The following is a 14018-nucleotide window of genomic DNA, read 5'->3' as shown; positions in this document are numbered from 1 at the left end:
CCTTTGGCTGCCACTTTTTTTAATTTTCTTAGTATGCAATTCCCTGCCACAGCATAGCATCGCAAACCTTTTCGAAGCCGCCGATGTTGGCACCAGCGACCAGGTTGCCGTCCATGCCGTAACGAGCAGCCGAATCCTTGCAGCACTTGTAGATGTTTACCATGATCTGGTGCAGCTTAGCATCGACTTCCTCGAAGGTCCAGCTCAGACGCTGGCTGTTCTGGCTCATTTCCAGACCAGAGGTTGCAACGCCGCCTGCGTTTGCAGCCTTGGCCGGGCCAAAGGCAACACCAGCTGCCTGGAATGCTTCCACAGCTTCCGGGGTGCAGGGCATGTTCGCGCCTTCTGCAACTGCCTTACAGCCGTTGGCGATCAGGGTCTTAGCTTCTTCGCCATTGAGTTCGTTCTGTGTTGCGCACGGCAGAGCGATGTCACACGGTACGCTCCAGATGCCGCGGCAGCCTTCTACATACTTTGCGCTCGGCACATAGTCCAGATAGGTCTTGATGCGGGCACGCTTGACTTCCTTGATTTCCTTCATGAGCTTGAAATCAATGCCGTTTTCGTCCACGATATAGCCGTTGGAGTCGCTCATGGCAATGACCTTGCCGCCCAGCTGGGTTGCCTTCTGGTTTGCATAGATCGCAACATTACCCGAACCGGAAATGACAACGCGCTTGCCTTCGAACGAGGTGTTCATATCCTTGAGCATTTCGTTCATGAAGTAGCATACGCCGTAGCCGGTTGCTTCGGTACGAGCCAGCGAACCGCCGTAGGACAGGCCCTTACCGGTCAGTACGCCGGTGAACTCGTTGCGCAGGCGCTTGTACTGGCCAAACATATAACCGATCTCACGTGCGCCGGTGCCGATGTCGCCAGCCGGTACGTCGGTGTCTGCGCCGATGTGACGCTGCAGCTCGGTCATAAAGGACTGGCAGAAACGCATGATTTCGTTATCGCTCTTGCCCTTGGGGTCAAAGTCGGAACCGCCCTTGCCGCCGCCCATGGGCAGGCCGGTCAGGCTGTTCTTGAAGATCTGCTCAAAGCCGAGGAACTTGATGATCGACTGGTTAACCGACGGATGCAGACGCAGGCCGCCCTTGTAGGGGCCGATCGCCGAGTTGAACTGGATACGCCAGCCGCGGTTGACCTGCACCTTGCCAGCGTCGTCCATCCACGAAACGCGGAAATTGACGATGCGCTCGGGCTCTACGATGCGCTCCATGATACCGTTGGCTTCGATCTCCGGACGAGCGTTTACAACCGGCTCGAGAGATTCGAAAACTTCCAAAACTGCCTGCAGAAATTCAGGCTCGTGTGCGTTGCGCTGCTGGAGTCCCGCGTAAACGCGCTTGAGATACTCATTTTTCAGTTCCATTGGTGAAATCTTCCCTTCATCACAACAAAGATAGGTGCACACGGCACACAATCCATGAATTATTTGAACGCGTATATTTTACCATCAATTTTTCAGGATTGCAAGCAGGTGTCGTATATAAATTCATAGAAAATTTGTCCGCCACACAAGGAAAATTGTCTTTTTCGACAGGTCAATAAATTGCAGAACTTAAATTAAAACATAAATAAATAGGGCAATGCAGGAAGAAATGCAGGATAAGTGCCGAATACATGGGAGAATGCGCAAAAACTAGTGATTTAGTAGGTGAACATCTGCGTCCAGTAGGTCACGCCGTTTTTGACTGTATAACCAACGCCGATCTTTGTATATTTATTACTCAGGATGTTGGCGCGATGGCCGGAGGAATTCATCCAGGCCTGCATGACAGCCTCGGGAGAACGCTGCCCGTACGCGATATTTTCGCCTGCGCCGGAATACGAAGCGCCCGCTTCACGCAGCGCCGTAAAGCACGAACGTCCATCCGGACGGGTGTGAGAGAAGGACTGATACAGTTCCCCAGCGCGCACCTGCGCGGCCGCAGTGACCGAACTGTCCATGGTCAAAGCCGACAGACCATATTTTGCGCGTTCTGCATTGACCAGCGAGACGACCTGCGCGGCATACGATGTCTGGGACGAGCCACTGCCTGAACCAGAGCCGGGGTTCTGGGACGAGCCACCGCCCGAGCCGGAATCCGGGGTTTCGGACGAGCCGCCACCCGAACCAGAGCCGGGATTCTGGGACGAACCGCCGCCGGTGCCCGGTTTTTGCACAGGCGAATCATTCCCGATGGAAATATCAAATTTTTCGAATAAGTACTGCAAGATCTCATCTTTATTCATGCCTTGCACTTCCGAGGAAGAGATCCAACCTTTCATATTTGCCGAAGCTGGCTGCACAGCTGCACCAGCTGTCATACCCATTGCTAACATCGAGGCAAGAGAAAAACTCACCAAACGTTTCATTTTTTTCACACTCCTTCGTCATTTTACCCCGGCGGCAAGCTCTGCCACACCGGGTAAACCCAGTATATCGATTTTGTTCCCTTTTGCACAGTGGTATATGCTGCGCATCCACCCAAATAACGCTAAAAAGCAGGTGGTTTTTGTAAAAACCACCTGCTTTTCCGAAAATTAAACCACCTTTTTGATGGCATATTGACTGCACAGCACCATCCAAAGCTGTGGAAAATACCGCATGATGTTCCACACACCGATGCCGCGCAGTCCAAATTCCCGCGCAAGATTGAGTTTGGCCTGGATGCTCCGCGCGTCTTCAAACCACACCTCATGCTGTACGCGATCCCGATAATATTGGTAATGAGGCGTTTGGGCAGTCTCGTCGTATTCGATGTCTGCGCCCTGGTTGATGGCCTGCTCTACGGCTTCCACATTGCCGATGGTCCGTGCCACCGATTGGCCGGGCACATGGGGAAGGGTCCAGTCATAGCCATAATTCGGAATGCCAAGGAAGATCTTATCGGTGGGGATGACCGAGGCAGCATACCGCACCACGGCACGCACCTGGTCGAGCGGCGCTACGGCCATGGGCTCCGAGCGCGAGTATCCCCATTCGTAAGTCATTGTATTTTATATATCTATCTGCCTATCTGCGGATTAGGAATTAGAGGAACAAGGTCTAAGTCCAAACAAAATTTACGTTTTCCATCGCTTTCTTGTGGAAATTTTCGATAGTTAATTCTTTGCAACACACTGCGTAGTAAATGGTTCTTTTCTTCGGCGCTGCGAGCAGATGGATAGGCTCGAAGTACAGCTTCGATGCGGGGGATTAAACTTTCGTGCATTGTGTAGGTCGCGCGGTACTCTTGCAAAGCCTGCTCTTGGATAGCCACTTGGGTGGTAAGTTCCTTTTTTCGACTGGTCAATACTCTTTGACGATCGACAAATTGTTCTGGTGTATAGATGCCCTGCTCGACCAAGTCAAAAGCACGCTGAAGCTGATCGTCCATACGTTCCAGTTCTTTGTGAAGCAAGATAACCGACTCTTGCAGTTCAGTTTCTTTGTTGTCCTCGGGTGGGCCTTTGGATATCCTGGTTTTATAATTTTCCAGCCAAGTGCATAAAGCGGCCTGCACCGCTTGCTCTAGTGCTGGAAGGCGGGAGGATACTACATTGCAATGCGGCCAGGGGCACATCATGCCATAATTGGGCTTTCCGTCGCGTGTTGTTGTGTTTAATGTCATGGCGTGACCACACTCTGCGCAATAAAGCAAGCCAATAAACGGATTGCGCATGGTGTAATCGGTGCGGATTTTAAAGCCAGGGGTTGTTTTTAGTCTGTGCTGCACGGCATCCCAATCTTCCTCAGGTATGATGGCTTCATGACGGCCACGTACCTTGATGTAATTCTCGGAAAAGTAACGCTTTTTGGTGACCCGGCCTGCGTCAACCGTTTTTTTTGTGGTTTTATGGCCCCATGTCACATATCCGCAGTAAAGAGGATTTCGCAGCAGCGCAGAGATGCTGGCCATGCTCCAATCTTGTCCAACGCGCGTTTTGGAGCCAATGACTTTCAGGTGCTTTGCAATGGTGCGTGTACTTTCTCCATTCAGATACCAGTAAAAAATCTTTCGGACGATTTCGGCCTGTTCGGGTACAATAGCAAGCGTCCAGCCCTTTTCGTTCTCAAGTTTGACGCGACGGTAGCCGAAGGGGTCGACCTTTCCCATATATTTGCCCTCTTTAACCGATGCAATACGTCCGGCGATCATGCGGCGTTTGATGGTTTGATATTCACGGCGGCTCATAAAAAGGCCAAATTCCAAATATTCCTCGTCGAACTCGTTCGATGGGTCGTAGGTTTTTAACGGCGTTATGATTTTCGTGCCGGAAAATTTAAACGCTTGGGACACGATGCCCTGATCAATGCTGTCACCGCGGGCCAGGCGTTCGACTTCCATGACCAGCACGCCTTGCCATCGGCCTTCCCCGACTTCGGACAAGAGCTTTTGCATCTGCGGCCGGGCGGCAATCGTTTCACCGGATACGATTTCTTCATAGATGGCCCCGACCTCCAGGTGCTGCCGTTTGGCCAGTTCGAGCAGCGTGCGCCGGTGGCGGGACAAGGTTTCCCCCACACCGGAAGCCTCGGCTTCCAGATCAGCTTGGGATTTTCTCAAATAGATGGCGTAGGACATCATGCACCTCGGTTTCTGTCGATTTAGAACTAATGTTCGGTTATGAGCGTGAAATTTTTCCCGCCCATGAATCGGGCGGGATTTTTGTTGTCGAAGGTGGAGATATGAATATTAGACAAACCTTAGGCAGAATGGATTGTTTCAAAGATACGGTCAATATTTACAGAATAGGGTGGAATATCTCCAGCCGCATATCGGTCCAAATACGCCTGGCATTCCTGAACGATTTGTTTCTGATTCTGCGAAATAATGTTTTGATACAAAACATAGGATTTGTTTTCTCCCACCCAAAATTTTTGCTGATAATCCTTGGTGATGGGAAACATTTTTATGTAATGCAACCCATGGCGGTGCTTCGGCTTGGTTGTTGCCCGCGGAGGAAGAGGAAAATACTCTGTTCTGGGCGCAGATGGCGGGATGTTGGAACGGAGTGGAACAGCAAAATTTGCGCGCTTCCCTTTGTAGGTCAGGGACAGGACGAGCACATGCGGCCTTCGATTGCCCTTCTGCAAAAGTTCAGAGTCGCTGCATTTTTCATAAAACGCGGACGATATAGTAACAAATTTCATTTATCTTTATCCCCTAAAATAGAAGCGCCCGCATTGCAAAATCAGCAATGCGGGCCTTACGAATGGATGATATTCTACGCTGACGCACCCCGTCATCCACGGAAGTAAAACATACGAATGAAAGATATTCTGCCCGTCTTTCTCGGCGAAGGAATTCCCTTCACCTTTAGTATATGCAGTTTTTTTTTAAATGTCAATGGAATATACTTGAAATCATAAACCACAAGTCACCAAAGCAAAGAGTTTGTATGTCCTCATCGGTTATTATTTTGGATAGCGCCCTCCCGGTAACTCATAGATTGCACAAGTTATTACAGCACTGGTGAACTGATACTTATCTATCCGGGGATCGTTCTCATCCAGATCCCAACCTCCTACCTGAATGTATGTTGTATGGTCAAGGCGTGCCAAGACTTCCATCCCATGACAGAGACGTTTAAAAATCATTTGTTTTGCTTTACTTTCATCAAGGGAAATATTGCTTTGGGGTAACCAACCAATATATTGTCCATTATAAAGAACCTTGACAGCTGTCTCATCATACTTATTTTTGGAATCGGCTTGCAAAGTAAGCCATTGTCCTTTCATGCCTGGTTTGATAACTTTTTGCGGGTCAGAGCCATCGTGTTTATGGTTTACTCCAGATAGTGTAAAGGTAACCGTTTTCATGATTTTTGTACCATCTTTCCCGATAGGCGGAAACTCTGGAAGATGACTTGCAAGTCTGGATTTTGTGCTATTTCCTTTGCCTTCAGCTTCTTGGGAAGAACGAAAAATACCGCTGAAAATAGACTTGAACATTGTATTCCCTCCTGTGTCCAAATTGAACACGAAAATTTTCTAATCGCTTGAATTGTTTGACTTGACAAAATGGAAAAACCGCCCTATTATTTTAGATACAACGCAGAACGCATGTTCGACAAATAAGGGGCGGTGCATATGAATTACGAGAAAGCGTTATTGGAATTCATCGAGAGTTTGGGGGGGCCCAAAGCGCTGGTCGAAGCGCTTATTCTCCGCGCCGCTGAGATGCAAGGTATTTGCCATACCGATACAGTTCTTCCTGCTGCTGCGGAGAAAGCGCCTTAACAAGCTCCCGCAATTTTTGCAGTTCTTCTTCGCTTGCCCGATCGGGGGCAGGCGAATTTTTTTTGTCTGGAAGTCCGAGCAGGTAGTCCAAAGATACATTGAAAAGTTTTGCAAGCTCGATTTGCTTATCGAAGTCGGGCTTTGTTTTCCCAGTTTCCCAATAACTTACACTTGTTTGGTCAACAAAAAGTTTTTCTGCCAGTTGTTTTTGGGTCATTTTAGAGGCTTTTCTCAATTCTTTTAATCTTTCGGGAAACATGTTCTCACCTACCTATTTTCTATTATATGAATATAGTTCATAAATGTAAAGAAACAAAAAAGAAAAATGATAAACTTTCATAAAAGTTCTTGACAAATAATTTAAACTCATATAATATATGAATATAACTCATATATAAGAAATACTCATAAAAGGAGGAACGAACATGAAGCGGATTAAAGCGTTGCGCGAATTACGTGGGCTATCCCAAGGGGATATTGCAAAAGAAGTAAATGTAAGCCAAAGCTGTGTTGCCAAATGGGAATCTGGCGGCGTTTACCCGCGTGCGCAGCTTCTGCCCAAGTTGGCGAAATCCCTTGGCTGCACAATCGACCAGCTGTTCGAAGATGAAGTAACCCTATTGTCCGATGCAATGTAGAAAAGAGGTGCACGCTTCGATGGGAATAGCGATGTTTTTCCTTGCACTATCCAATTTGTATTATATTGCATGGAAAATAACGAATAGTAAAGCATTCCTTTGGCGGGTCAAGTTTTACACCGTCTTGGCTGGTATTTGCATCTTACTCCAAATATTCATCAAGTACATCGTGAACTAACAAAGGGGGCAGCAATGGATGCAGCTACTGAAATTACAATGCATTTTGAGCATAGGCGGCTGGTTGAAGTTCTCATCAACAGCGAAAAGCTTCCGAGCCTGAAAACCTTTTCGGTGGAGGGCCGAGCCGGAGAACCTGCAATCTGTCATGCGACGTTTTTTGTCGGCAGTATGTTCCCTGAAAGATAGCAAGCAATAACAAGGAAGTGAAAAAGGACAACTCAACCTCGCATAGATTGGAAAAGAGGTGATTGCAATGGCAGTATTATTAACACTCAAGTACAAATGCGGCAACATGGATGTCACCGCTCGATTCCATGATGACGCCTTGGTTGGGGTTCCGCAAGACGAGATCAATCGACGCATCGCGCATATGAAAGAAGTGGCGAGGCGGATTTTGGTCAATGCTGAACTACGCAAGTTAAAAGAAGAAAGCCTTGCGTCTGAATCTAAGTTATCACAAAAAAAGGAGGTTTACCAGGATGCAATCTGCCCGGAATATCTACCAGACCAGCCGGGAGCAGGCCGGTTTGACCCAGGAAGCGGCTGCCGAACGGCTCAGCCTGTCGGTCGAGAGCCTGCGGCGATATGAAACCGGTCGCACCCGGCCATCGGATGAAACCGTGCTTCGGATGGTGCAGGTTTATAACGACCGCTATTTGGGGTACCGGCATTTGCAGCAAAGTCCACTGGCCGGATGTCTGCCAGCTATACCGCTCACCGGCATCCAGCAGGCAGCTATGCGCATTGTGCGGCTGATCGGGAAATTTGTCCGTGACCAAAGGGTCGAGCAGCTTCTGGATATTGCCGAGGACGGCGTGATCGATGAAAATGAACAACCGGTCTTTCGGGAGATCATGAACGAGCTGCGCCAGATCGCGCAGTCGGTACTCACACTAGGCTTTTGCGAAAAAGAAAAAACGCCCGGATGTGCGGCTACACATTCGAGCGTCAGACGTTAGACTTTTCGCCTGTCTACGTCTATTCTAACGCAATTTTGCAGAATGTCAACACTATTTTGCACAGGCTGGGGAAACTTTCCCGGCTGGTCGCGGCGTGCCCAATTTGGACACGGGAAAGGACGTTTATGAAACAGAAATTTTATGCCCTGGGGGCGGTCGTGTGCTTTATGATGCTGCTTGGCACCGCCGGACAGGCCGATGCGTTTGCGCTGAATGGACGGGCGCTGGTGGAGCAGGCCGCCTTGCAGGTGGTCGGCTTTTGCGCCTGCATCCGCGGCGCAGGGGGGTGAAATCATGGAAAATCCGAGTTATTGGGCGGTCGTTCCCGCGTCGGTGCGATATGATAAAAAACTGCGCGCCAATGCAAAACTGCTCTATGCCGAGATCACGGCGCTCTGCAACAAGCAGGGCTATTGCTCAGCCAGCAATGAGTATTTTGCGGGTCTGTATGACCTGTCCAAAAAGACGATCGGGGAGCTGATCAGCCAGCTTGCCCGGTGCGGTTATGTGCGGCTCGACATTGTGCGGGATGAGCGCCAGGTGGTCGTGGAACGGCGCATCTGGTGCGCCATCGAAAGCCCATTTTTACCGGCTGACCCTCCCCCGAAAAATCAGGGTACCTCCCCCGAAAATTCCGGGGACCCTCCCCCGAAAAATCGGGAGTATATAAAGGAGAATAAGACAAGTATAAATAATACCCCCTTACCCCCAACGGGGGCAGGCATATTTGCCGCTTACGCGGGAGAACATGCTGGGCTGCTGGAAGCCTTGCAGGGCTTTGAAGAAATGCGCAAGGCAAAGCGCAAACCCATGACCGACCGGGCGCGCGGTATGCTGCTGCGGCGTCTGCAAGACTTGGCGCCGAATGACCCGGCCATGCAGGTGCGGATTTTAGACCAGTCGACCTTCAAATGCTGGCTCACGGTCTTTCCGCTGGACACGGACAAGCCCGCAGCCCCCAACCCTCAAAACGACAGGAGGCAAGTGACCAATGGGTGGATTGATTGACGAACGGCCGGTGTATCTGGAAGCCGAATGGGGCGTGCTGGGCGCGCTGATCGTGGACGCAGCCTATTGCGCAGCCGAGATTTTTCTGGATGTCCGGGCGGATGAATTTTTACATAGCGACTGCCGGACGGTGTTCGAGGCCGCAGCGGGTCTGTACCATGAGGGCGCACCCATCACCCGCCTGACCCTGTGCACCAAGTTGGGCGAAGAATACCGGGATTTTGTCGAGCAGCTCGAACAGGTCACGCCGACCGCGACCACGTTTCGCGCGTCGGTGTCTGCCCTCAAGCGCGAAGCGCGCCGCATCCAGGCTTTTGAACTTGCGCAATCGATCGCCGATGCGCTGCGGTTTGGCGGCGACCCGGACGAAACCCAGCCGGATGCCGAAAAGCTGCTGGAGGTGCTCAGCAAGACCGGACAAGCCCGCGGCACCAGCATCCAGAACATGGCGGTGCGGTACTTTTCCGGCATGGGCGAAAAGAAGGTCTTTTTCGATTGGGGCTTTGACAAGTTTAACCGCATCCTGCTGTGCCGCAAGGGGACAAACGTCATTTTGGCGGCCCGGCCATCGGTCGGCAAGACCGCTCTGGCCTTGCAGCTGGCTTTGCATTTTGCCAAAAAACATCGGGTCGCGTTTTACTCGTTTGAGATGGGCGAGGAGGAAGCCATGGAGCGCATGATGGCCAATCTGTCGTTTGTCGATTACACCAAGATTCAGCGCGGCGAACTGAACGACGCCGAACAGCTCGCCCAGATTCGCGCCAAAGACAAGCTGCAAGCCATGCAGCTGCGCTTCGTGGATGCAAATGGCTGGACGGTGCACCAAATCCGGGCCGATGCCGTGCGGCATCAGATCGAGGTCGTGTTCATCGACTATTTGCAGCTCATTTCCCATCCGGATGCAAAAATCGATTCCAATGATTTTACCCGCGTGACTGAGGTGAGCCGGTCCATCCAAAGCCTGGCCAAAAACCACAAGATGATGACCGTATCGCTCAGCCAGTTTTCCCGCGGCGGCGAGGATACCCGCCCGCAGCTCAAAGACCTGCGTTCCTCCGGGCAGATCGAACAGGATGCCGATGTGGTCGCCTTTCTGTACCGGCCTTCCGAGCAGGGTTTGACCGGTGAACAAATGGCCGATTATGACAATCTGCGCGAGTTCAAGATCGCCAAAAACCGCAACGGCCAACTGGGAAAGATGCGGCTGTGGTTCCAGGGGCAGTATCAGCACTTCATGCAGGAATGGGACCATTTCTACGATACGCAGCCCCAGCCGATGCCGCCCGGACGGCCACCGGAACAACTCAAGCTGGGAGGGCAAAGCGCATGAGCAGACTGGGAAAGACCTACACCTTTCGCCCCGGCTACGGCGGCGCACCTGACCACCCGGTCACGGGTAAAGTCATCTGGGAGCATCCCGCGGGACGGTTCGTGGTGCTCGAATACGAAGCGCCGTCGCCGTTCGGCGCGCGGCGGCTGCGCGAGAGCGTGAAAACCGTCCAGGGCGCGCTGTATGGCGTATCGATTGACCCAGGGCGTACAGGGATACAGCCAAAGCCGCAGACGCGCGCTGCGGCCCGGAAACGACACAGGAGGAGCAAATGAAAACCATTGCGATCTGTAATTTGAAGGGCGGCGTCGGCAAGACAACGACTGCGCTCAATCTAGGGGCCGTGCTGGCCGCCAACGCACGGGTGCTGCTCATCGACGCGGACAGTCAGTACAATCTGAGCCTGCACCTGCGGGCCGACTGCACGGGCGCAACGCTCGCCAGCCTGTTCGAAGGGGAAAGCTATTACGACAACCTCATCCAGCCGACCTATTTGCGGCAGGTGGACATCATCCCCGCGTCGTTCGATCTGATGGCCTATGATTTAAGCATGCTCACCGGCGGGCGGGCCAACCGCTACGCCCTGCGCGACCTTTGCACCGCGCTGGCCGAGGACGAAGCCTATGATTATGTCCTAATCGACTGCCCGCCCAGCTTTTCGGCAGCGTGTGCGGCTGCCCTGGCCGCGGCCGATGAAGTCATCCTGCCGACCACGGTGGGCGCGTATGAGCAGGAGGGCGCGCGGAACCTGCTGCGTCAGATCGGCGGCATGCGGCAGATCAATCCGGAGCTCCATGTGGCCGGGGTGCTCATCACCCGCTATTATCAGGAGGTCATGATCGTCGAGGGGCGCAAGAACGGCAAGACGACCGAGTGCGCCGCGCTCGAGATCGACCTGCTGGTCAACGACAACGAAGGCGCACCCGAGATTTATTCCATTGCGACCAAGCGCGAGCAAGCGGCCAAGTCGTATACCGCCTGCGTCAACATGCGCAAACAGTCACCCGAGCTGTTCCGCGCCATCCGCAAGCGGCAGGGCGATCTGTATTATCCGGCAAACCTCGGCACGCTCTCGGCGCTGGCATCGGCGGCTAACAGTCTGGACGGCCTGAACGCCCATGGCGTGCTGGTCGACGAGCTGGCCGCCATCAAAAACCGCGCGATCTACGACGACATGAAACAATCCATGTCCGCCCGCGAGCAACCGCTGCTGTTCTCGATCTCGACCAATGGCTTTGTGCGCGAGTGCATCTTCGACGCGCAGTATGCCTATGCGGCGGGCGTCTTGGAGGGCACGATCATAGACGATCATTTCCTGCCGTGGATTTACGAGCTGGACGAGCGGGAGGAATACAAGAACGAAAAGTGCTGGGTGAAGGCCAACCCCGGCCTCGGCACGATCAAGAAAGTCGAATACCTGCGGCAGATGGTCAAAAAGGCCAGCGCCGACCCGTCTTTCCTGCCGACCGTGCTGGTCAAGGACTTCAACGTCAAGGAGAATGCCGCGACCGCATGGCTGACCTGGGCCGAGTGTTCCAACCCGGCGACCTTCGATATCGCGTTCGACTACTGCATCGGCGGCATGGACGCGGCCGACAGCATCGACCTGTGCGCCGCGACAGCCATCTGCCAGCGGCCGGGCGACCCGAAAATCTACCGGCGCAGCATGTACTGGCTGCCGCAAAGCGTCCTGGACACGGACGCGGCTTCCGGAAACCGCCGCGAGCGTGACAGCGCTCCCTATTCGCTTTGGGTCAAACGCGGCCTGATGCGCGCCGTACCGGGCAACAAGGTCGACAAGCAGGTGCTGCTCGACTGGTTCATCGAGCTGCGCGATGAGGACGATCTGTATGTGCGCTACATCGGGTACGACCCGTGGCACATCGACGACAGCCTGCTCGACCGCTTCAAGGCTGAGTTTGGCGCGGGGTGCATGATTCCCGTGCGGCAGGGCACGCTGTCGCTTTCCCAGCCGATGAAAGACCTCAAGGCCGATCTGGCCGCGGGCCTAGTAGTGGACAACAACAATCCAGTCGATAAATGGTGCCTGGTCAATACCGAAGTGCGCACCGACATCAATGGCAATATTCAGCCGGTCAAGATGTCCGACGGACGCCGCCGCATCGACGGCACGGTCGCGCTGATCTGCGCCTACAAGGTCTTGCAGGACAAGCGCGACGATTATGTGAACATGAACGAGGAGGCATGACATGGGGCTTTTTGAAAAGCTATTTCATCGGCCGCCGCCGGGCGGGGATATGCGGGCGTACTTCAAGACGCTCACCGCCTATCAGCCGGTCTACACGACCTACCGCGGCGGGCTGTATGAGATGGAGCTGACGCGCGCAGCGATTGCGACCTTTGCCAGACATTGCAGCAAGCTGCATCTGGAACTGGTGGGCGACGCGCGGCCGGAGCTTAAGCACGTACTCGGGCAGCAGCCCAACCCGTGGATGGATGCCAGCAAGTTCCTCGCGCGGCTCGCCACCATCTACATGGTGCAGAACAACGCCTTTATCGTGCCGGTGGAGGACACGGCGGGCAGGCTCGTCGGGTATTTCCCCGTCCTGCCGCAGCAGTCCAGCATCCGCGAGGTAAGCGGCGAGCCGTATCTGCTGTACCACTTCTGGGGCGGGCAGAGCGCGGCGATCGAACTGTCCCGCGCGGGGATTTTGACCCAGCACCAGTACGAGGACGACTTTTTCGGGTCGGATAACCGTCCGCTGACCCCGACCTTGCAGGTCATGCACACACAGGATGAGGGCATTATCAACGGCATCAAAAACGCGACTACGATACGCTTTCTCGCGCGGATTACGGGCAATGTCAAGCCCAAAGACATTGACGCGGAGCGCAAACGCTTTGCCGCGGACAACCTCGCAGGAAACGACACGGGCGTGATGATGTTTGACAACAAGTATGCGGATGTCAAGCAGATCGAGAGCACGGCGCTGGTGGTCAACCCACGTCAGCAAGAGCTGATTCGGCAGAGCGTGTTCAGCTATTTCGGCACGAATGAGAAAATCCTGACCAACACCTACACCGAGGACGAGTGGAACGCCTACTACGAGGGCAGCATCGAGCCGTTTGCCATCCAGCTTTCGCTCGTGCTGACCGCGATGACCTTTACGCCCGCCGAGATCGCGCAGGGCGCGGGCATCATCGCAACGGCCAACCGCCTGCAATACGCGAGCAACAACACCAAGCTGAATATCGTGACGCAGCTGTTTGACCGCGGCTTTTTGACCCACAACATGGGCCTGGAAATCTTCAACATGCCGCCAGTCAAGGACGGCGACCGGTATTTTATCCGCAAGGAATATGCAGAGGTGTCGGACGTGTCCAAATTGAACACCGAACCAAAGGAGGACGACGACAATGGCGATCACGCCGGAAACCCGTGATTACCGTACCTTTGAGGTGCGGGCGCTGCCGCAGGAAGGCGGCGACGGGCAAAAACAATGCCGTGTCGAAGGATACGCTGCGGTTTTCGACCAGGAAACCGTGCTGTACGAGTATGACGGCATCCAGTACAAAGAAGTCATCGACCGAAACGCATTTTCGGGAGCGGAAATGCGCGATGTCGTGATGAATTTTAACCACGGGGGCAAACCCGTAGCGCGGACGAAGAATGGCACGCTAAGCAGCTCGAAGCGTGTAGTAGTGAAAGCGAACGCAACCGGCTGATT

General features: G+C 53.4%; 18 protein-coding genes. 11 read left to right on the top strand and 7 right to left on the bottom strand.

The features are described 5' to 3' along the window. Positions 1-28 precede the first annotated feature (28 nt). The 7 genes from gdhA to EFB11_RS06245 form a co-directional block, all read right to left on the bottom strand. Positions 29-1378 carry an NADP-specific glutamate dehydrogenase gene (gene gdhA, locus EFB11_RS06275; RefSeq protein WP_122789415.1) on the bottom strand — a complete coding sequence of 450 codons (1350 nt, stop codon included), beginning with the start codon at positions 1376-1378 and terminating at the stop codon, positions 29-31. A gap of 278 nt (positions 1379-1656) precedes the next feature. Continuing rightward, positions 1657-2364, bottom strand: coding sequence for a CAP domain-containing protein (locus EFB11_RS06270; protein ID WP_206424148.1), 708 nt, complete (start codon positions 2362-2364; stop codon positions 1657-1659). 168 nt (positions 2365-2532) lie between these two features. Next, on the bottom strand, positions 2533-2982 hold the full coding sequence (locus tag EFB11_RS06265) for a glycosyl hydrolase family 18 protein (protein ID WP_122789414.1): 450 nt from the start codon (positions 2980-2982) through the stop codon (positions 2533-2535). A 14-nt stretch (positions 2983-2996) separates the two neighbouring features. Next, positions 2997-4556 carry a recombinase family protein gene (locus tag EFB11_RS06260; protein WP_164706634.1) on the bottom strand — a complete coding sequence of 520 codons (1560 nt, stop codon included), beginning with the start codon at positions 4554-4556 and terminating at the stop codon, positions 2997-2999. A 122-nt stretch (positions 4557-4678) separates the two neighbouring features. Then, a complete protein-coding gene (locus EFB11_RS06255) occupies positions 4679-5125 on the bottom strand; it encodes a hypothetical protein (protein WP_122789412.1) in 447 nt (148 codons plus the stop codon). 264 nt (positions 5126-5389) lie between these two features. Then, the gene (locus tag EFB11_RS06250; RefSeq protein ID WP_122789411.1) at positions 5390-5926 is read right to left on the bottom strand and encodes a hypothetical protein; all 537 of its coding nucleotides are present in this window, start codon (positions 5924-5926) and stop codon (positions 5390-5392) included. Between the two features lie 208 nt (positions 5927-6134). Further along, on the bottom strand, positions 6135-6473 hold the full coding sequence (locus tag EFB11_RS06245; protein ID WP_122789410.1) for a helix-turn-helix domain-containing protein: 339 nt from the start codon (positions 6471-6473) through the stop codon (positions 6135-6137). Positions 6474-6639: 166 nt separating this feature from the next. Between EFB11_RS06245 and EFB11_RS06240 the strand changes: the two genes are divergently transcribed. The 11 genes from EFB11_RS06240 to EFB11_RS06205 all read left to right on the top strand — a co-directional run bounded on the left by EFB11_RS06240 (position 6640) and on the right by EFB11_RS06205 (position 14016). After that, positions 6640-6852 (top strand): helix-turn-helix transcriptional regulator, encoded by a 213-nt coding sequence (locus tag EFB11_RS06240; RefSeq protein ID WP_122789409.1) that lies wholly within the window; start codon positions 6640-6642, stop codon positions 6850-6852. Positions 6853-7044: 192 nt separating this feature from the next. Then, the gene (locus EFB11_RS16800) at positions 7045-7218 is read left to right on the top strand and encodes a hypothetical protein (protein WP_164706633.1); all 174 of its coding nucleotides are present in this window, start codon (positions 7045-7047) and stop codon (positions 7216-7218) included. Positions 7219-7285: 67 nt separating this feature from the next. Beyond that, entirely contained in the window at positions 7286-7621 is a 336-nt protein-coding gene (locus tag EFB11_RS16795) for a hypothetical protein (RefSeq protein WP_164706632.1), read from the top strand. Beyond that, positions 7512-7991, top strand: coding sequence for a helix-turn-helix domain-containing protein (locus tag EFB11_RS06235; protein WP_122789408.1), 480 nt, complete (start codon positions 7512-7514; stop codon positions 7989-7991). Before EFB11_RS16795 ends, EFB11_RS06235 begins: the two co-directional genes overlap by 110 nt. 125 nt (positions 7992-8116) lie before the next feature. Beyond that, positions 8117-8281: a hypothetical protein gene (locus EFB11_RS16790; protein WP_164706631.1), complete on the top strand. Its 165-nt coding sequence runs from the start codon at positions 8117-8119 to the stop codon at positions 8279-8281. 4 nt (positions 8282-8285) lie between these two features. Then, entirely contained in the window at positions 8286-8999 is a 714-nt protein-coding gene (locus EFB11_RS06230) for a helix-turn-helix domain-containing protein (RefSeq protein ID WP_164706630.1), read from the top strand. Beyond that, positions 8983-10329, top strand: a complete 1347-nt coding sequence (locus EFB11_RS06225; protein ID WP_122789406.1) for a replicative DNA helicase — start codon at positions 8983-8985, stop codon at positions 10327-10329. Before EFB11_RS06230 ends, EFB11_RS06225 begins: the two co-directional genes overlap by 17 nt. Beyond that, positions 10326-10604: a hypothetical protein gene (locus EFB11_RS06220; protein WP_122789405.1), complete on the top strand. Its 279-nt coding sequence runs from the start codon at positions 10326-10328 to the stop codon at positions 10602-10604. The genes EFB11_RS06225 and EFB11_RS06220 overlap by 4 nt, the downstream gene beginning before the upstream one ends. Beyond that, a complete protein-coding gene (locus tag EFB11_RS06215) occupies positions 10601-12538 on the top strand; it encodes a terminase TerL endonuclease subunit (RefSeq protein WP_122789404.1) in 1938 nt (645 codons plus the stop codon). Before EFB11_RS06220 ends, EFB11_RS06215 begins: the two co-directional genes overlap by 4 nt. A gap of 1 nt (position 12539) precedes the next feature. Continuing rightward, entirely contained in the window at positions 12540-13733 is a 1194-nt protein-coding gene (locus EFB11_RS06210) for a phage portal protein (protein WP_122789403.1), read from the top strand. Next, the gene (locus tag EFB11_RS06205) at positions 13708-14016 is read left to right on the top strand and encodes an HK97 family phage prohead protease (protein ID WP_122789402.1); all 309 of its coding nucleotides are present in this window, start codon (positions 13708-13710) and stop codon (positions 14014-14016) included. Before EFB11_RS06210 ends, EFB11_RS06205 begins: the two co-directional genes overlap by 26 nt. The last annotated feature ends 2 nt before the right edge of the window (positions 14017-14018 follow it).

The sequence above is a fragment of the Intestinibacillus sp. Marseille-P6563 genome, from assembly GCF_900604335.1.
In the GTDB taxonomy this organism is placed as follows: domain Bacteria; phylum Bacillota; class Clostridia; order Oscillospirales; family Butyricicoccaceae; genus Butyricicoccus_B.
This window is presented reverse-complemented; position numbering and strand designations above follow the sequence as displayed.